Genomic DNA, 19288 nt, shown 5'->3' with positions numbered 1-19288 from the left:
TTTAAAAATCAAAATATATAAAAGATGCTTGATCTGTTCCTAATGCAATAAATAAATAAGCAAATAAAACAATGCCTCCAGCATAAATAATAGATGGCATTTTAGTTGCCAGTATCATAATACTGTCTCGCCATTGTATAGGTGTGAAGTGCAGTAAGATTGCCGCACAAAATGCTGCCAAAGCTAACCATGAAATTTGAAATGCGGAAATTGAAGAATTTGCCATTGCAGATAAATATTCAATGCTTGAGCTTAGGTCGTCTCCTCTGAATAGTAATCGCGTAAATACAACTATAGTGAAGATTTGTAGCACTCGTATTGCTAACTTTAATCCTCTATAGACTTTTGGAGGCAAACCTTGGTTTTCTCTACGTTGGCGCTGAAAATGTTCAAAGCCAACCAAGCTTCCATGGATGAATCCATAAATAACAAAATTCCACCCTGCTCCATGCCATATTCCAATAGCAATGAATACAATCCAAAGATTTACATAGACGTTTGTCCAAGAACAATTTTTAATTGCTTCGTAAAGATAATCTCTGAAAAAAGACGACATGGTGATATGCCAACGTTGCCAAAAATTTGCAATACTGGTCGCAAGATATGGTCGGTTAAAGTTCACAGGAATCTTATATCCGAGCATCTTTCCAACACCAATAGCAATGTCGGTGTACCCACTTAAATCCATATACACTTGAAAACTGTATGCAAATAACGCAAACAGTAGAAACGATGATGAAAATAAATTAGGGTCAGAAAAAGCAGGATCGACAATTTGTACTGCAAGCACATCGGCAATCATTATTTTCTTGATTAATCCTCTGAGTATAAAACCAAGCCCTTCTAGCATATCTGACTTGGAAGCGCGGCTTGAATTTTCAAGCTGAGGAATAAAATAGGAGGCTCTCATTATTGGTCCAGATAATAACTGCGGAAAAAATGCCATAAATAAGGAGAAATCTTTTAATGAACTCTTATGCTTAAGAGTTCCTTTGTATAAATCTATTGGGTAGGTAATCGCCTGGAAAGTCATAAACGAAATACCTACTGGAAGCAGTATTTCAATGACTGTGCTACGGCCCTCCAATCCTATAATTGATAACAGATCATAAACTGCATCGATGAAAAAATTAAAATATTTGAAATAGAAAAGAATCGAAAGACTAATGCAGACGCTTGCTATTAGAGACAGAATTTTGATATTTTTACTCGGACTCTTCGATATTAAATGGCCTGCAACATAGTTAACTGTCGTTAGTGCCACTAGCAAACCAGCAAACCGCACATCAATAGTCATATAAAAATAGTAGCTGACAATCAATAAAAATGTTTTTTTCAGCTCATTATTACTCTGCAATCCAGTCGCAATCAAAAGCACAATAAAACAAAATATGAAGTATGGGAAAGAAGTAATCGACATATTAGTTGCTCTTTAACCTGTCGCTAACTGCATCAAAAATAATCTTTGCCATTTTCTGTTCACCAGTAAGAGTGAAATGACCAGCATCGACGAAATATTTATTCCCTCCTGGCATGGATCTACTAGCATCGATCAATAAGATATCGTGCTTCTCAGCAACTTTGCGGATCTGCTGATTATAAAGATCTGTAATAGCCAGCAAGCCCTCAAGATCTAAACAATGATAAAAATATAAAGCGCTTACAGCTAATTCATTTTTAAGTTCTGGCTCAACATTGTTAAAAGATCTAGCAACAGTCGCTAAAACAGGTGTAATTCCTTGTTGTTTAATACTAACAACTAATTTCTCTATGTCATTTCTGTAAGCTGAAGGATCGACATCATTTGGATTGAGTGAATTAAACCGGCTATTTTTATGATCTCTTACAAAGAGGGTATTTTTTCGTATCATCTCTTTGGACTGTATCCAATTAGGTAGTTGCAAATAGGGTAATGAATAGACCTTTGAACCTGTTTCATTGTTTGCGTTACATAATGTGGTTATATCGTTAAACCCTGGGTAAACAATTATCATTGTAGGGTTAAGATCGTAGATGATTCCTTCGACTAACTTGAGAGAATCACTTACTGAATGACCTTCTATACCAGCATTGATGACATTCACTGGATTATCAATAATCTCTTTCAGCTGGTTGGATAATAGATAAGGAAAAGTATTCTCATTTGTTTCTGCATAAGCTCCCATTACCGTTGAAGCTCCAACGATAGCAATCCTTGATTCGTTTTCCATTAATGTTGGGGAGATTTCTGGACTTCTTAATCCAACACTGTTAATTGATATACGGACACTTTCATTTTCTGGATTGATTATTTTTAAATTTGGACGATAAGTGCTTACATCGATTTCTTTGTTTTCAATGACAGTACTATTGTCATCGAGTAATGAGAATGCGCTTCTTCCTGTCATTAAGTAACTTCTGACTTGCAAGAAAAGTTCGCCGACGACAAAAAATAACAGAACAAACGTTAATATAAGCCAAGGCTTTGCATTAGATGTAGTAGTTTTTACTTGGCCATAAGAGCCCTGAGATATTTTATCTAAATCTTCTATCGCAATAGCTTCCCAGTTGTCAGGTAGAAACCCAAGCTTTTGCTCAATTACTAATGAGATCTCTATGAAGAATAATGAATCTCCACCAAGATTTAGAAAACAATCTGAAGCTCTAATGTCTTGGTTCCCCATAATCTGACTATAAGCTTCTAAAAGACTTTGAAAATCAGAAGAATCTGCAGCGTCTTTCTCTCCAATCGATATTAACTCTCTATAGTTTACTTTTCCCGAAGAAAGCAAAGGTAGCTCATCTAACTCTAGAATCGTATAAGAACTCGGACTTATCTTATAACGATCTTGCATCAGCTCGCCTATTTTCTCACTACAATTCTTTTGCAATGTTGCAATAACAAGCTGATCATCATTTCCAGTGACTACAGTAGTAAAACCATATTTATTCAAAAAGATTTCCAGCTCATCTAAACTAATTCGTAGGCCATAAATTTTTGAGAACCGACTCTTTCGACCAACAATTTTATATAAGCCGTGTTCATTGACTTCAGCCAAGTCACCCGTCTTAAGTTCATTTAATTGTGAGTCTAATGCTAAATCTTCAATGCTATTGGCATACCCCATCATTACATTGGGGCCCGAGTACACTAGCTCGCCTGACATATTCGGTGAGGTTATTTCTTCTCCATCATTACTACTTAATTTGAATTTTCCCCCAGGAATAGGAATACCGATGCAATCTGAATTGCTATTCAATAATTCTGGCGGAAGATATGCCATTCTAGGAGAAGCTTCTGTCTGGCCATACATGACAAAAAATTTCTTCCCATGATCTTCCGACCATTGACCGTATTCTTTAATTAAGTCTTCGGATAATCTTCCTCCTGCTTGAGCAATATATTGCAAAGAAGGATACGATTTTTCTGTAAAATTTATTCTTTGGAGTAACTCAAATGTGTATGGAACACCAGAAAAGCTCGTGGCTTGCTGTTGATGAAAAAAATCCCAGAAACTCGTTTGCGACACAGAATCATCGGTTAACAATAATGTCGCACCAACTGATAAGTGAGAATTTATTATCGACATGCCATAGGAATAATGAAACGAAAGTGTCGTAATAGCTTTTTGTTGCTCACTCAGCTCCAGGTATTCAACAATTGCATCTGCATTTGATTGAATATTATTTTTGGAAAGCCGTACAAGTTTAGCGCTACCGGTACTCCCCGATGTTGATAACAACACACATAGCTCTGGGTGTAGATTAGTTGTCTCACTGCTGTGTTGATGAACAAATTGCCATTCCCCATTCTTTTTCAAGAATGTAACTTCAGGATTAAATGTGTTTGCTATTCGTGAGTCTTTTGCTGTTGCACCTGACTCTACTAAGATGACCGGATGATTGCCTATAAGTGCTGCAAGATATGCAACTAGTGGTTCGATTTCATTTGCAGTTTCTACTAATATTAGCTTTCTTCGCTCTCCAATCTCTTTACATCGAGCGTCTACCTTATCGGCAAGTTGATGATAATTGAGTGTTTTGCCACTATCTGAAACGACAGCAATATTATTAGCGTAGTCGCGTAATTTGCTTGCAAATAGTTCCATACTTCTAAGGATAGCCTGTTAACAGTGGTAAGTATTATTCTACTACTTATGCAAATTTATCCATTCCTGTCGATACAAGCAGATGATTAAATTCATATTTAGAATCTAGTGAAAACGCCAAATGAATAACATGCTTTTCAGGATGTTTGGGCACCAAAATCTGACTAGGTGGAGTGATTCTTTCATTATGATTTGAAAGAGAAATTTGAGAGTTATTATGGGAGAACAAAAAAGAAAGCCGGGATTTCTCCCGGCTTTCTTTATGCTTAGTACTGGAAAGCTGTTACAGCATAGATTTTGCTTTGTCCATAGCGGTATCTTTAGCTTCTTCTTCCGCATTATCCATCATAGCGTCTTTAGCATGATCCGCAGCGGCATCTTTAGCATCATCCATGGTGTCCTTAGCCATGTCTTCTGCTTTTTCCATGACAGCATCTTTAGCATCGTCAGCCATTTCACCAGCTTTATCCATCACAGCGTCTTTGGCATCACTAGCCATTTCTCCGGCTTTATCTATCGCATCACCCGTTGCATCAGCCGCGTCTTCTGTCATATCACCAGCTTTATCCATCGCATCACTGGCCATATCGCCAGTTTTTTCCATTGCAGAAGATGCTTTATCCATCACTGCTTCGCCTTGCTCTGGAGCCATATGATTCATGTAATAATATACTGCTCCTGCGATAATGATGATAGCAATTATAATTTTTGACATTTAATACCCCTCTAGTATATTTTTTAAGTGTGTATAGTGATTGTGCTATTTATATTATTGTTATTTAACTGTTTATAGCTCTCCAGGCGACATTCTAATCCTTTGCACCAAAAGATAGCAATTTGTTTTATCGATACCTAGTAGATTAAGTGGATTAGTTACTCAATTTTCGCCTCAGCAATGGATGTCCTAGTGATGGTGTATTTATAACCAGCATCAAAGTCACGCTTGAATACACTCCTCTCACCGGTTGACCAAAGTACAGCAAGTTTATGAACGACAGTTTCCTTACCAAGTCCAAAATGAGCGTAAGGAGCATCAAAGGAAAGGAATCCTCCACCAGCTTTGATTTCTCTTAGTTGTTTCATTTCTTGATCACCTGAACCTGCTGCAATAAGTACTTTACAGCCAATGCAATTTGCATTACCTATTTCGTCATTAATTTCAATTGCAATAGAGTTGTTAATCTTTTGATTGTTTTTAAATACTTTCAGACCACCGTGGGTTGTATTTCCAATAATATCTAAATCACCATCGTTATCTATATCAATATAAGTAAATGCAGAACTATGATCAAAATCATCTAGACCATATGACACATGTTTTAGAGAAAACTGTTCTCCCTGATTATTATGGAAAAACATATTTGGAGAATGAGTAGTTGGCCCAACGAACGCTGCATATACCGAACCATTTGTAACATAAATATCTTGCCAACCATCATTGTCTAAATCAGCAAATTTTCCAGCCCAACTCCATGCGCCATACTGTGCATTTTTAGCTTCGGAAGTGTCAGCAAAACCTCCTCTACCCCTATTTTCAAGCAGAATATTCGTAACGGGTATTTGCTTTATAAAACTGCTATTATTTAATTTTACCCGCTCTGGATAATCCTCTATAGCATTACATAGTATTTTATAGATTTTGTAAATATCAGGGACTGACATACACGACTTTCTATCGAATTTCATTTGGTGAACTCGCTGAGTGACTAAACAGTCTCTCACTGTCTCATCACCGTACCGCTCACGCATTTCTTCACATTCTTTAAAATTTTTAGCCAAGTTTATTTTACTCAACATCCAAATTTTGAGACATTCTTTTTGTTCTTCTGTCGTCTGTTTGTTTAAACAAAACTGAGAGTCTTTATAAACAGAAACAGCACGTTCCTCTTTAGGAGTTTCAGTCCACGACCCTCCAGTCATGTAAATATCTAAACTAAGATCATTATTATAGTCTGCACTGTCGATACTCATATTTAATTGTGGAGAACCAGGAATTGCATTCTGCTTTCTTGACAATTGACCAAACATTTCACCTTTTATATTAATATAAAATCGGTCTGGCACCTCAAAGTCATTGCCAACGATGAGATCCATACTTCCATCTTGATTAAAATCTGTTAATAGTGAGGTTAAGGTATTACCTTCTATCTCATTCGGCATCTTACTAAGTGGGAAGATATTAAACTTAAGATTATTATTTAGCAGCATTTGATTACTTGCTTTAGGACCTGGGTTTGCAGTTATTTCCCCACCATTCCAATTGCCATTAAAAATATCTAACCAACCATCATTATTAACATCTGCCATAGAAACTGACATAGTCAATAGAGCATCGCCATTTTCTATCTTCCGCACAGGGTGTTCTTGAATCGTATTTGCCAATGGATTTAACGCAATATAATTATCTTCGCCGAATGTTGTAATATAGAAATCTAGCCAACCATCTCGATTCATATCAGCCATTGCAACAAATATCACTTCCGAATTAACTATCTGGGGAATATCCAGACGTACTTTTTTGAAATACTCACCATTAATATTTTGAAATAAATCTATTCCACCAGTTTCTGCCACGGCTAAATCGTGCCAGCCATCATTATTAAAATCACCAGATGCTAGACCTCGACCTAGAAAAAATGGCTCAATGAAATTGGTTTCGTCAATTTTGTTATATGAATCTATACCAAGATCAATTGCTTTATGCTTTGTGAATGGCAAAATACCATCTTCATTAGGCTCAGAAAATGCGCTGCGAGCAATTAGAATATTGTTTTTAGAGTAAAATTCTTCAATAGGTTGAGGTGTTGTTTCCTCAAGACCATACAATGAAAACTTAGTGATATTCCTATTTTCAATATAGCCTGAATGTTTTAAGTCGCTCTTTAATACCTCATCGGTGTACTGTTTCTCCCATTTTTGTTCTTTATAATCTGTTACTACTTGAGCAAAGTAACCAGCCGCAACACCAAGTGCAGTAACAATCAAAAATAAAAGCACTGCCAACTTAAAATTGAATGTACGCCAAATAATAAATCCAGAATAAATGCTGAAAGTACCTAGCGTAAACAGCAATGTCATAACTACTACTATAGGCACATTAGCAGCAAATAAGGATTGTGCCAGCATCACATCAAACGCAATTGGCATTGGCAAGAATGTGCCAAAAATTCCAATTGCAACCACAGCCCACAATGAAGGCTGAGTTCCAATTAATGTATTTGGATCCCATACATGAGATACAAGAGCTCCTAAAAATCCTGCGACAAACATCAGTGGGACTGTGCGTATGACTATATAAACAAAACTATCCCAATAATCTTTAATGATACCTATAAGAGCTTTAAACCATGATTCAGAATAGACGATTGGTGCATCTGAAATGGCGCATGAAACAGCTTCCTGCTCTGCTTCTTTATGCGAAATAAAAGGAACAATGACTAAGATTAAAAATATCGTGAACGCCAGCTTTATCAATGCTAAGTAAAAGGGAAACAAAGTAAACAGCATAGTTAAAACAATTATATTTAAAGTTGGCGAACTGAACATTACTGCCAACGAGGTGTGAATACTTCGCCCTCCCTCATACATTGCTTTAGCAATAGGTGCCACACAGTTAACACAAACACCTAATGGTGTTCCTGTTGCGAGACCATACAGACTATTCAGAAAACGATTTCGCGAACGATAGCGCGGCAGATATTTAAATAGGGTCATAAAAGCTGCAGCAATAAATACCGCAAATGTCATTCCCTGACGGTTAGTCCATGCCCAATTGATGGTGGTATAGGCTACTTTTTCTACAAAAGAAGCCTTTTCATCAACATGGATAAATACCTCATGAGTCAATGTATCTTCCAGATGAATTATCCCCGTCATATCCGCTTTGCCTTGCAAAGTTGGATAACGTGAACTTGACCAAAATCCAATTGCAATTGCAATAATAACGATGGAAATTAAAATAACCCGGCGATTACCGAATATTGATGTCTGTATTGCCATGTTTAGATTACAAATAACCGATATGATAAATGATAACTATTAACTTGAAGCGCCTCAAATCATGACCACTGATGCAACATTGATAAATGACGTATTAAACAAGGCTAATCGATTGCTAGACCGACTAGAATCATTGCAAAATCCATTAAAAAACCAACTTATTGAAAAGAATTCATTTGCACTGCGTTGGTGTAAAAATCAAGGTGTTACTTCTATTAAATGGGAAAGTCCAATTTCTCAAGACAGTCTCCTCCATATAGATCGTCAGGCTAAACTGCTTTTAGATAACACTCAACAGTTTGTTAAAGGTTTTCCTGCAAATAATGCTTTGTTATGGGGTTCTAGAGGCACTGGCAAATCATCGCTAATTCAAGCAATTCTAGGAGAATTTACTTATCAGCAGTTACGTGTGATAGAAATTAATCATAGTGACTTCTCAGATTGGGCTGACATAGTGAATTGTATTAAATCCAATCAACCGCAAAAATTTATATTATTTTGCGACGATCTTTCCTTTAATGAAGATGACTCAAGTTATAAAGATATTAAAGCAGCATTAGATGGCTCTCTAACCAGCTTACCCAAGAACTCTCTAATTTATGCAACCTCCAATCGCCGTCATCTACTCCCAGAGAAGTTAGCAGACAATCAACATGCACAACACATTAAGGGAGAGATTCATCATGCCGAAGCCATTGAAGAAGCAATTTCCTTATCGGACCGATTTGGCTTATGGTTATCATTTCATGCACTCACGCAAGATCAATATTTATCTATTGTTGAACATTGGTTAAAAATATTTGGAATCAAACAAAATCAAAATGAATACCGCGAACTTGCATTGCGCTGGGCATTACAAAGAGGATCACGTAGTGGGCGTATTGCAAATCAGTTTGCACGGGACTATGCAGGCAAATATCTCCTCAATAATTAAAAATTTAAAAATACTTCTCTAAATCCATACCATCATAAAGTGATGCTACTTCATCAGCATAGCCATTGAACATTAATGTTTTTCTTTTTCGAAGCTCACCAATCTTTCTTTCACGTGCTTGACTCCATCGCGGATGATTAACTTCAGGATTAACATTTGAATAAAATCCATACTCCTTGGAAGATGATAAATTCCAACTTGTACTAGGCTGACTTTCAGTGAAGCGAATTTTTACAACAGACTTAATGCTTTTAAATCCATATTTCCATGGCACAACCAACCTTAATGGCGCACCATTCTGATTAGGTAATTGCTTTCCATATAGACCAACTGCAAGAATTGTGAGTGGATGCATTGCTTCATCTATACGTAAGCCTTCTTTATAAGGCCAGTCTAATACTGACCGACGTTGACCAGGCAGATTGTCTGGATCAAGAATGGTAGTAAATTCTACATACTTAGCTTTACTTGTTGGTTCGAAACGCTTTAACACAGGACCTAGCTCAACACCTAACCAAGGTACAATCATCGACCATGCTTCTACACAGCGTAAGCGATATATCCTTTCTTCTACTTGGTGCGGCGAAACAAAATCTTCTAACCCTAGCACACCAGGTTTAGCACACTCACCTTCTACTTGTATTGCCCAGGGCTCTGTATTTAATAAATGCGCATTTAATTTTGGATCACCCTTACCTGTGCCTAGTTCATAAAAATTATTATACGAAGTGATTTTAATTTCTTCAGTGAGCTCATCTGCAAGTGGATTATCTAAATCTTTTTTATAGTTTTGAATGTTTACACCCGCTGAACTTAATGCAGGAATTCCCAAGCTAAGTGCAGCGGCAGCACCAGTAGCTTTTTTTATGAACTCTCGACGGTGTTTGTAAATTTTATAGTCAGTTACTTCAGACTCAGGAATGAATGAACTAGTTTTACTTTTTATTAGCACAGCTTGTTTAAATCTAGAAGTTAAAATGAATTTCGGTAGAAATAAAATCTACATCGTCGTTTTCATATTCAAATCTTTCCCACTCGGCACTAAATCCAATTCTTTCAGTCACATCAAAATAAGATCCAACAGAATAAAATATATCCGTACCACTCTTATTTGCCTGGGAATTGTCAGTTGCGTTTTGATTAGTAGATTTTAGGTCCCAATTATATAAGCCACCTCGTAAATACAAGCGCTTGGTTTCATCAATAGCAAACGTGCTAATACCAGTGAAGAATAGAGTTTTACTCTCAAGTTCAACATCACTTTGGTCAGTCAACCAAAGCTCATTCCCTGAGAAGACATTACCAACACCAAATTCCATTTGGTCTTTATATTCCAACTCTACCGAGAAAAAATCGCTCGCTTTGTAACCACTGAAGAATTTAATACCAGGATCAGTATCATGTGAAATTGTTGTATCGATCGAATAGTCATCCAGTTCATACCAATTAGCCGTTGGTATCTGACCTGCACCTAAGTACCATTCTGCTTGCACTATTGACGCGTTTATCGCGCACAGTGAAATAAACACAGCAATTCTAGTATATTGATTCATACTACTCCGCACCCCCAGCTAACTGAATTATTAGCTCACATTAAAGACCTGACTTGTGTAGTAAATATGACAGTCCCAACCAGCATAGTTTCACATGATCTGACAATTATAAATAGCCAAGCTAATTAAGGGTTACTCGAGCATTGCGAAACATTCTTAACCAGGGACTATCCTCTTCCCAATCATCAGGATGCCACGAATACTGGCAAGCTCTGAATAATCGTTCCGGATGCGGCATCATTATTGTAAATCTACCATCAGCGTTAGTTAATCCAGTGATTCCATCATGAGAACCATTAGGATTTAATGGATAAATTTCAGTAGGTTCTATTGAAGAATTCACGTAATGCATAACATTTAGGTTAGCGCTTTTTATACGTTCACAATGCTCACCATTAGCGTCAATTCGACCTTCACCATGAGCAACAGCGACTGGGATCACTGAGCCTTGCATACCTTCGAAAATCAATGACGGAGAGTTTGTAATTTCTACATTGACTAAACGTGCCTCAAATTGCTCTGACGTGTTTCGCAAAAATTTTGGCCAAAGCTCACTACCGGGAATAATCTCACTTAGGTTAGACATCATTTGACATCCATTGCAAACACCTAAAGCAAGCACATTTTGCCTATTAAAAAATATATTAAATTGTTCTTTCAACATACTGTTATATAAGATACTACTTGCCCAACCATTTCCCGCACCGAGGACATCTCCATAAGAAAATCCACCACATGCCGCAAGCATTTGAAACTCAGATAACTCACGTCGACCTGATACCAAGTCAGTCATATGAACATCAATAGCTTCAAAACCTGCACGATCGAATGCAGCAGCCATCTCTATCTGCCCGTTAACACCCTGTTCACGTAAAATAGCTACTTTTGGACGCAATCCTTTGGTAATAAATGGGGCAGTAATATCTTCATCAATATTAAAACTGAGTTTAGAAACCAGGCCCTTGTGATTATGATCTCCGATCAAACTACATTCTTGCTCGGCTGAAACAGGATTATCTCGTAATTTCTGAATGTGGATGCTGGGTTGGCTCCATAACAACTCAAGTTCTGAACGGGATTTATTCAATAACTCCGTATCCTTATGAGTAATTACAATATTTTCATCGAGAGTTGGCTCACCTAGCACATGCAGACAATCACTAAGACCATATTCCTCTGCAATCAAAGTCACCTCGCCTAATTCTTCTGCGAGCACTTGGAAAACTGCCCCAAGTTCCTCATTGAAAAGATTGGCTAACTCATCATCTCCTAATGTGTTTATCTGTACTTTCATTCCGCAGCGTCCAGCAAAGGCCATCTCACATAATGTTGCTAATAGCCCACCATCACTACGATCATGATAAGATATTACATCAATTTTCTCTCTTAACCTATTAAAATAATTGAAGTATTTTAGCAGCAATTCAGATGAGTTTAAATCTGGCACATTGTCATCATCAAGCTTATAAACATGACTCAAACAAGAAGCACCTAATCTATTTTTCTTTTCACCGAGATCTAGCAGAATTAAGTAGCTTGACCCTACATCCGTTCTTATTTGAGGTGTCCACGTTTTTCTAATGTCTGATACAGGAGCAAACGCTGAGACAATTAACGACACGGGTGAAACCACATTCTTATCAACCCCCGCTTCTTGCCACTGAGTTTGCATAGATAAAGAATCTTTACCCACGGGTATAGCAATATTGAGTTCTCTACATACATCAGAAAGTGCATTAACTGTATCAAATAATACACTGTCTTCATTAGTATAATTTGCAGCAGCCATCCAATTTGCTGAGAGTCGAATATCATGTAAATTTTCTATATCCGCAGCAACCAAATTGGTGACAGCTTCTGCCAAAGACATGCGTGCAGAACTTTGTCCTGAGCTAAGTGCTATTGGAGTACGTTCTCCCATAGACATGGCCTCACCTGAATATGCTTTAAAACTACTTGCGGTCACTGCCACATCCGCCACAGGAACTTGCCATGGTCCAACCATCTGATCACGGGCAACCAGTCCAGTAATAGTGCGGTCACCTATGCTGATTAGAAACTTTTTAGACGCCACCGTTGGGTTTCTAAGCACATACTCTATGGCGTGATCAATTTTAATATTGCTATAGTTTGCTTTCTTTTGGGATTGCAGTTTCCTTGAGGTATTGCGTTCTACTTTCGGCGGCTTACCTAAAAGCACTTCCATTGGGATTTCGATTGGATTTTGACCAAATTTTGCATCGGTCACGATCAAATCTTGCTTTTCTGTTGCTTCACCGACTATGGCATAGGGGCATCGCTCTCTTTCACAAAGTGCTTTAAAGATTTCTAATTTGTCTTTTTCTATCGCTAATACATAACGTTCTTGCGCCTCATTACACCAGATTTCCATCGGTGACATTCCAGGCTCAGCATTAGGCACTTTGCGTAATTCGATAATTCCTCCACGCTCAAAATCGTGCAAAATTTCCGGCAAGGCATTTGATAAACCACCGGCTCCAACATCATGTACTGACAAAATCGGATTCTCATCTTTTAGCCCCCAACACCTATTAATCACTTCTTGGCATCGGCGCTCCATTTCTGGATTTTCACGTTGCACGGAGGCAAAATCCAATTGCTCATTACTACTGCCTGATGCCATAGAGGATGCTGCACCTCCACCCAAACCAATCAACATGGCAGGGCCACCTAAAACAACAATGGGCGTTCTTGCTGGAAAATCTAGTTTCTCAACATCGCTGGCACGAATGTTACCCATGCCACCGGCAATCATGATGGGCTTGTGGTAACCACGTATCACGCCGTCTACTTCTTGCTCAAATGTACGGAAGTAGCCCAATAGATTTGGTCGGCCAAATTCATTATTAAACGCTGCAGCGCCGATGGGACCTTCGATCATAATATCTAGGGCAGACACGATACGATCTGGCTTGCCGTAATTACCTTCCCAAGGTTCGTGCATGCCAGGTATTTGTAAATTAGAAACGGTAAATCCACACAATCCCGCTTTGGGATAACCTCCGCGTCCCGTGGCGCCTTCATCCCTAATTTCACCACCTGAGCCAGTGGCCGCACCAGGGAATGGTGATATCGCTGTCGGATGATTATGAGTCTCAACTTTCATTAAGATATGAATATCTTCTGTAGAGTATGAATAAGTGGTGTCTTTGTTGGCGTAAAAACGTTCACCTGCATGACCTGCAATCACTGCTGAGTTGTCTTTGTAGGCAGAAAGCACGTTATGTGGCGCATTTGCATGAGTGGTACGGATCATGCCGAATAATGTTTCGTCTTGCTTTTCATTATCAATTGTCCAGCTCGCATTGAAGATTTTGTGTCGACAATGCTCTGAATTAGCCTGGGCAAACATCATCAATTCAACATCTGAAGGACATCGATCTAATCTTGTATAATTTTCAACCAAATATTCAATTTCATCATTCGATAGTGCCAAACCTAACTCAGTGTTATACCCAGCAATATCTGCTGCCATTCCTTCGATGGAAGTTAACCGTTGCACCGGCGCTGGTTCTTCATGTTTAAATAATAAAGGTGCCTGTCCGATCTGTGTGAGTACACTTTGCGTCATTCGATCATGGAGCAATAAGGCTACTTGCTGGCGTGTGACTTCATCGAGTTTTCTCCAACCTGAAAGACTAAATAATACCCCTCTTTCTACTCGACCTGTCTTACCCAAGCCACTGTGCTCAACGATATCAGTTGCTTTAGAAGACCAAGGAGAAATCGTTCCAATACGAGGACTTACAATAAATTGTTCATCTAATTTATAATTTGATGATATTGCTTGTTCAACACTGAGTAATGCACGTAATGTCCCAATTTGCTCTGATGGCAATACACCAGAATTCTCAGTGAAGTAAATCCAATGTGATTCAATGGACTCTATCTCTGAAGCGATTTTTTGGATGGAATTTAACTGTTGTTGAAGTCTAAATGGCGTGGCTGCTGGGCCACCGCGAAGGATCAGCATAATGTCTGAAGCTCGAATAAAATGTTAGAAAATCTGTTCAAGAATGTGGCTATATTAGCTGAATCTACGTAATGAAACACGTAGTAAAATTGTTATCAAAATCAGTTGTTTTTGCACTCATATCGTTCAATTATTAGCCATTTTACATTAAGAAATATTGTGTATAGTCAATATAAATACTAGCGAGAATCACACATGAAATACCGCTTAAACTTCGAAGCTGTCTTTGAAGATCTAAGAAAACTAGGTATAGGCCTAATGTTAGTAGGGTTTATTGGCATGGTTATACAAGAAGATGTTTCTGCGATTAATGGCGGCATTTTAACCGGTGTCGGTGCTATAATATGGGCTGTTGGACTAATCAAGTGGACTGAAATATGAGTACTAGTTTCATCATTGTTGTAACACTATTTTCGATTTTCATTGGTGTCATTGCTTCTATGGCTGTGCATGAAGCTCGCGCTAAAGTACGCTCTAAGTAATACACAATTCAACAATAAAATTCTCCATCAGGAGAGTTTAATTTCAAAATTAACCGCTACCCTTTATTGCTTACAGCAATAAGCTCTTCTTCAATGTCTTAGTAATGAGTCAAGTAAGCAATACGGAAACGCCCTTACAAACAAACCTCTTGCCATTTGATGGCGAAGCGTATTTGGACAACCGATACTTCTCAGCGGCAGAGTCATCTCATTACTTCAACTGCTTGAAAGATGAAATACACTGGGAACACAAAGAAATCAGAATATATGGTCGCTTTGTTTTACAACCTCGCTTAATTGCTTGGTATGGTGACCCTGGCATTATGCTTAAATATTCCAGTCTTAACTTAATCAGTACGCCTTGGACAACTGCATTAACTAACATTAAGACAACAATTGAAGAAGATTTGGGTTATTCCTTTAACGGTGTCTTTTTAAATTATTACAGAAACGGACACGACTATATGGGCTGGCATCGTGACAATGAAAGGGTTCACGGCTTACAACCACTCATTATCTCTATTAGCTTCGGGGCTGCACGGCTATTTAAATTTCGTCATTACAGACAAAAAGACATAGTGAAAAATTTAAAACTAAACAGTGGAAGTTTGTTAATCATGCAAGGTGATACACAAGAAAACTGGACACATTCATTGCCTAAATCTTTAAAGGTTAACGAACCAAGAATTAATCTCACCTTTCGCAATATTTACCAGTAAATACAGTTTCATTTCGTCTAATATATCCCCAATTTAGTTAAATTCCCTTATAAATTCAGCAACTTTTAAGCTAAACTGCAGTCTTACAATAAGTACTGGGGGCGACCTGGCTTCGACGTGGGTAGCCGATCTCTAGGTGCATGCCGAGGATGTAGACGCCTCGTAAAAGATTTCTGCAATTATATAGTCGCAAATGACGACAACTTTGCTCTAGCTGCTTAAAAACCAGTTTTAGAGTCGTCCGCCCTAGTGAGCTTGCGTGTTAGGAACCGGGCGTCACCTTAGCAAGATCGTGGAAAAGACTGCCTAAATCGGATCCATTAAACAAAGCTTAGGCTCGCAGTTAAACGCCCTGATCGTTGGACCTTAACTGTTAAATTAAAAACGTACTCTAAGCATGTAGTACCGAAAGTGAAGAACTTGCGGACGCGGGTTCAATCCCCGCCGCCTCCACCAAATTACAGTCCCAGGGAATCCAATACAGTCCATATCTCCCTGATTTAACTACAAATACTCCAAACCCTTAATCCCAACATGCCCCGAGGTGTGTTTTGACATCTGGGGGCACATGGGGGCATTATTGGGGGCATCTCCCCTACCGTTTAAAAATGTGCCCCCAAATGACCCTCACTGCCATCCAAATTAAGAACGCCAAAGCCAAGGCGAAAACCTATCGTTTATATGATGGTAATGGCCTCTATTGTGAGGTCACGGCCAAGGGGCAGAAGTACTGGCGTTATAAATACCGCTATCTCAATAAAGAGAAACGATTGGCACTCGGGGTATATCCGAATACCTCGCTTAAAGACGCACGTCTGACGCGTAATCAGGCGGCTGATTTGCTGGCTAAAGGCGTTGACCCCAGCGCTGAACGCCAAGCGAAAAAACACCGTGAGGTCGAGCTGCACGAAAATTCCTTTGCCCGCATCGCTCACGAGTGGCATGTGAAGTTTTACCAAGACAAAGAACCCGGCTATGCCAAACGTGTGTGGCGCGCCCTGGAAAAAGACATCTTTCCGGTGGTGGGCAGCCAACCCATTGGCATGATTACCGGTCCACATTTGCGTAAAGCCATTTTGAATATTGAAGCACGAGGGGCAATTGAAAGTGCACATCGTGCGCTCCAAATCTGTGGTCGCATTTATGGCTATGCGAATGCGTGCGGATATACAGAAAAAGATCCCACTCGCGGTTTAAAGATGGCGATTGCCCCACCTCAAACGAAACACTTTGCAGCGATTACGGAACCGAAAGAAGTGGGCAAATTGTTACGCGCCATTGATGGTTATGAATTTCCCGTTGTTAAAGCTGCGATGCAAATAGGTACGTACACCTTTGTGCGCCCAGGTGAATTACGCAAAGCAGAATGGAATGAATTTAATGTTGAAGACAAAGTGTGGCGCATTCCTGAAACGAAAATGAAATTGCGTAAACCTCACATCGTGCCACTGGCCAATCAAGTCATCGATGTCATAGAAGAGTTACGCACGATGACAGGAAATGGTCAGTATTTATTTCCCAGTGTGCGATCTTATTCACGCTGCATGAGTGAAGCCACTGTGGGTGCGGCATTACGTCGCATGGGGTTTGCGAAAGAACAAGTCACCGGTCACGGATTTCGGCACATGGCCTCTACCCTGTTAAACGAACAAGGCGTGTGGCACCCCGATGCAATAGAACGACAACTTGCACACACCGATAAAAGTAAAGTGCGTGGTACGTACGACCACTCTAAGCATTTACCTGAACGAAAAAAGATGATGCAAGCGTATGCAGATTATCTTGATTCACTTAAATCGTCGGCAGATGTGATTCAAATTCAAACCGTCCGTCGGAAAGTGTAAATTATTTTTTGAAGTATTTTTTAAGTCACGTTTTTCTTATTCTTTAGTCGAAAAATTTTCACTAACTTCTCAATAAAATTTTTAACATCGTCCAATAGCGTCTACAGAAGGCTTATAACGTTCACGCTCTAATTTACGATATTTCAAAAGCGATAAAAGTCACGTCATATTATTTTAAGGTGAATACCTGAAACCCTAAACTACTCACCTTAAAATTTAAGTTATTTTCAGTTATTTCATGCAGTTAGAGAGAATTCGGCATTTGCCAAATTGGTTTTTACCTGACAATAATCTCTCGCATCAGAGGCAATGAAGTCCTGATTAATTAGAGGTTCAAAAATGAAAACACAGTTACTTAGACTGCCCGAAGTCATTAAACGCACGGGACTTTCACGTTCAACAATTTACAAATCTATTAATGAAAATTCATTCCCCAAACCAATCAAAATTGGTGTGCGTTCGGTGGCATGGATAGATAGCGAAATTGGAGAATGGCAAGACAGCATCATCAATAGAAATAAGGAATTATCATGAATAAGACGACAAACATTAACGACAATAACAGCCAATCCAATAGTTACTATGCACATCAAGAAATGGGTTTAGATAGTGATGACATTCAAAGCATCATGTCAGCTCTCTCAATCAAAGCAAAAAATGGCGATGTAGCAGCGGCGAAATTAATACTCGATCGAACAATGCCGACACTTAAGCCTGAAACTTTACGTGCCAATATTTTTGAAGGCATAGATGATCATTCTGATCTTTGCAGTTGGTATCTTCTAATTATCAAGGCTGTCACGAAAAATGAGATTAGCATTGATCAGGCGAATAATTATCTCTCACTCGTGAAAAATAGACATTCATTAGTCATGGAAGATGCTCTGGCATATGACAGTGTATGCGAATTGGTTGCAACGATAGATTGTGATGAAGACGAATCAACTCTCCATTAATTAACTAGTAATAGTGCGTACGAATGTGACAGGCCATCACATTTGCAACGCACAAGAATTCGTTGAATACCCATACAAGAACGTGCATGATTTTTTGATGCAAATACTTACGTACAAGCTCGTCAAATATCCCAATGAATATGAGGCGATATGCGAACAATTCCCTTACATTGCATGGATCGCAGATACACCTGAAGATGCATTGCAAGGCGTTGAAGAATTAGCATTTCAATTTTATAAAGATGGAATCATCTCATTAAGATAAATGGAACTTTAGTCTATAAAAAATGCCTAAGTATGAGTGATAAACATTATTTCATTCTATGGAATACAAATTTTTTAAGTTACTTCCAAGGTGATTTACAAAATTTTTGTTGTTAGGTTGGGCTTAACCACTAAAAGGCGTGACGGGTAGTACAACGGCAGCGTCTCCTCTCAGATTGGGTCTGCAAGGTGAATTGCGTAGATATTTTTTGCGTGTCGCTTGAGACCAGCGATTGAAAACAAAACAGGTTCTTTAATGGGTGAAACGGATAAACCGTAACTGGATTGGGCTTCCAGCGGGAATGATCACCGCCCGATAATCGTCATCCTGACAAAATATGCAAAAAACCCCAAAACACACCTGAGATGCTGTGTTATCTAGATGTTAAGCACACTTTTACTCTATTACTTGTAATCACTGTGCTAAGAAAGGGCTCACTATTATATATATCACC

Annotated in this window: 14 protein-coding genes and 1 other RNA gene; 8 read left to right on the top strand and 7 right to left on the bottom strand. The window is 38.7% G+C overall.

Annotated elements, in window-relative coordinates:
- Window position 1: 1 nt before the first annotated feature.
- The 4 genes from R8G33_03580 to R8G33_03565 form a co-directional block, all read right to left on the bottom strand.
- Window positions 2-1420 (bottom strand): MBOAT family O-acyltransferase, encoded by a 1419-nt coding sequence (locus tag R8G33_03580; protein MDW3094734.1) that lies wholly within the window; start codon window positions 1418-1420, stop codon window positions 2-4.
- 1 nt (window position 1421) lies between these two features.
- A complete protein-coding gene (locus R8G33_03575) occupies window positions 1422-4088 on the bottom strand; it encodes an AMP-binding protein (protein MDW3094733.1) in 2667 nt (888 codons plus the stop codon).
- Window positions 4089-4371: 283 nt separating this feature from the next.
- On the bottom strand, window positions 4372-4803 hold the full coding sequence (locus tag R8G33_03570) for a hypothetical protein (GenBank protein MDW3094732.1): 432 nt from the start codon (window positions 4801-4803) through the stop codon (window positions 4372-4374).
- A 158-nt stretch (window positions 4804-4961) separates the two neighbouring features.
- Window positions 4962-8087, bottom strand: coding sequence for an FG-GAP-like repeat-containing protein (locus R8G33_03565; protein ID MDW3094731.1), 3126 nt, complete (start codon window positions 8085-8087; stop codon window positions 4962-4964).
- Between the two features lie 61 nt (window positions 8088-8148).
- Here R8G33_03565 and R8G33_03560 point away from each other — a divergent pair, with 61 nt between their 5' ends.
- Window positions 8149-9021, top strand: coding sequence for an ATP-binding protein (locus R8G33_03560; protein ID MDW3094730.1), 873 nt, complete (start codon window positions 8149-8151; stop codon window positions 9019-9021).
- 4 nt (window positions 9022-9025) lie between these two features.
- Here R8G33_03560 and msrP read toward each other — a convergent pair whose 3' ends face one another.
- From msrP to purL, 3 genes are all read right to left on the bottom strand, one after another.
- Window positions 9026-9973, bottom strand: coding sequence for a protein-methionine-sulfoxide reductase catalytic subunit MsrP (gene msrP, locus R8G33_03555; protein MDW3094729.1), 948 nt, complete (start codon window positions 9971-9973; stop codon window positions 9026-9028).
- Between the two features lie 13 nt (window positions 9974-9986).
- Complete coding sequence (locus tag R8G33_03550; GenBank protein MDW3094728.1) at window positions 9987-10574, bottom strand: outer membrane beta-barrel protein; 588 nt, start codon at window positions 10572-10574, stop codon at window positions 9987-9989.
- 121 nt (window positions 10575-10695) lie between these two features.
- Window positions 10696-14568 (bottom strand): phosphoribosylformylglycinamidine synthase, encoded by a 3873-nt coding sequence (gene purL, locus R8G33_03545; protein MDW3094727.1) that lies wholly within the window; start codon window positions 14566-14568, stop codon window positions 10696-10698.
- 195 nt (window positions 14569-14763) lie between these two features.
- Between purL and R8G33_03540 the strand changes: the two genes are divergently transcribed.
- From R8G33_03540 to R8G33_03510, 7 genes are all read left to right on the top strand, one after another.
- Complete coding sequence (locus R8G33_03540) at window positions 14764-14949, top strand: hypothetical protein (protein MDW3094726.1); 186 nt, start codon at window positions 14764-14766, stop codon at window positions 14947-14949.
- Between the two features lie 205 nt (window positions 14950-15154).
- Window positions 15155-15769 carry an alpha-ketoglutarate-dependent dioxygenase AlkB gene (locus R8G33_03535; protein ID MDW3094725.1) on the top strand — a complete coding sequence of 205 codons (615 nt, stop codon included), beginning with the start codon at window positions 15155-15157 and terminating at the stop codon, window positions 15767-15769.
- 97 nt (window positions 15770-15866) lie between these two features.
- Window positions 15867-16225, top strand: a transfer-messenger RNA (tmRNA) gene (gene ssrA, locus R8G33_03530).
- A 164-nt stretch (window positions 16226-16389) separates the two neighbouring features.
- Window positions 16390-17613 (top strand): tyrosine-type recombinase/integrase, encoded by a 1224-nt coding sequence (locus R8G33_03525; GenBank protein ID MDW3094724.1) that lies wholly within the window; start codon window positions 16390-16392, stop codon window positions 17611-17613.
- A 339-nt stretch (window positions 17614-17952) separates the two neighbouring features.
- Window positions 17953-18147 (top strand): AlpA family transcriptional regulator, encoded by a 195-nt coding sequence (locus R8G33_03520; GenBank protein ID MDW3094723.1) that lies wholly within the window; start codon window positions 17953-17955, stop codon window positions 18145-18147.
- Window positions 18144-18569 carry a hypothetical protein gene (locus tag R8G33_03515; GenBank protein MDW3094722.1) on the top strand — a complete coding sequence of 142 codons (426 nt, stop codon included), beginning with the start codon at window positions 18144-18146 and terminating at the stop codon, window positions 18567-18569. Before R8G33_03520 ends, R8G33_03515 begins: the two co-directional genes overlap by 4 nt.
- 13 nt (window positions 18570-18582) lie before the next feature.
- Window positions 18583-18834 carry a hypothetical protein gene (locus tag R8G33_03510; GenBank protein MDW3094721.1) on the top strand — a complete coding sequence of 84 codons (252 nt, stop codon included), beginning with the start codon at window positions 18583-18585 and terminating at the stop codon, window positions 18832-18834.
- The last annotated feature ends 454 nt before the right edge of the window (window positions 18835-19288 follow it).

The organism is Gammaproteobacteria bacterium, from assembly GCA_033344735.1.
GTDB lineage: Bacteria > Pseudomonadota > Gammaproteobacteria > UBA4575 > UBA4575 > UBA1858.
Note: the sequence above shows the minus strand (reverse complement) of the source record. Positions and strands in the feature narration are given on the sequence as shown.

Excerpts from the sequence above, each read along its gene's own strand:
- R8G33_03560 (MDW3094730.1), top strand. The coding sequence starts at position 8,149 with ATGACCACTGATGCAACATTGATAAATGACGTATTAAACAAGGCTAAT.
- R8G33_03550 (MDW3094728.1), bottom strand. The coding sequence starts at position 10,574 with ATGAATCAATATACTAGAATTGCTGTGTTTATTTCACTGTGCGCGATA.
- R8G33_03565 (MDW3094731.1), bottom strand. The coding sequence starts at position 8,087 with ATGGCAATACAGACATCAATATTCGGTAATCGCCGGGTTATTTTAATT.
- R8G33_03570 (MDW3094732.1), bottom strand. The coding sequence starts at position 4,803 with ATGTCAAAAATTATAATTGCTATCATCATTATCGCAGGAGCAGTATAT.
- purL (MDW3094727.1), bottom strand. The coding sequence starts at position 14,568 with ATGCTGATCCTTCGCGGTGGCCCAGCAGCCACGCCATTTAGACTTCAA.
- R8G33_03515 (MDW3094722.1), top strand. The coding sequence starts at position 18,144 with ATGAATAAGACGACAAACATTAACGACAATAACAGCCAATCCAATAGT.
- R8G33_03535 (MDW3094725.1), top strand. The coding sequence starts at position 15,155 with ATGAGTCAAGTAAGCAATACGGAAACGCCCTTACAAACAAACCTCTTG.
- R8G33_03520 (MDW3094723.1), top strand. The coding sequence starts at position 17,953 with ATGAAAACACAGTTACTTAGACTGCCCGAAGTCATTAAACGCACGGGA.
- R8G33_03575 (MDW3094733.1), bottom strand. The coding sequence starts at position 4,088 with ATGGAACTATTTGCAAGCAAATTACGCGACTACGCTAATAATATTGCT.
- R8G33_03580 (MDW3094734.1), bottom strand. The coding sequence starts at position 1,420 with ATGTCGATTACTTCTTTCCCATACTTCATATTTTGTTTTATTGTGCTT.
- R8G33_03540 (MDW3094726.1), top strand. The coding sequence starts at position 14,764 with ATGAAATACCGCTTAAACTTCGAAGCTGTCTTTGAAGATCTAAGAAAA.
- R8G33_03525 (MDW3094724.1), top strand. The coding sequence starts at position 16,390 with ATGACCCTCACTGCCATCCAAATTAAGAACGCCAAAGCCAAGGCGAAA.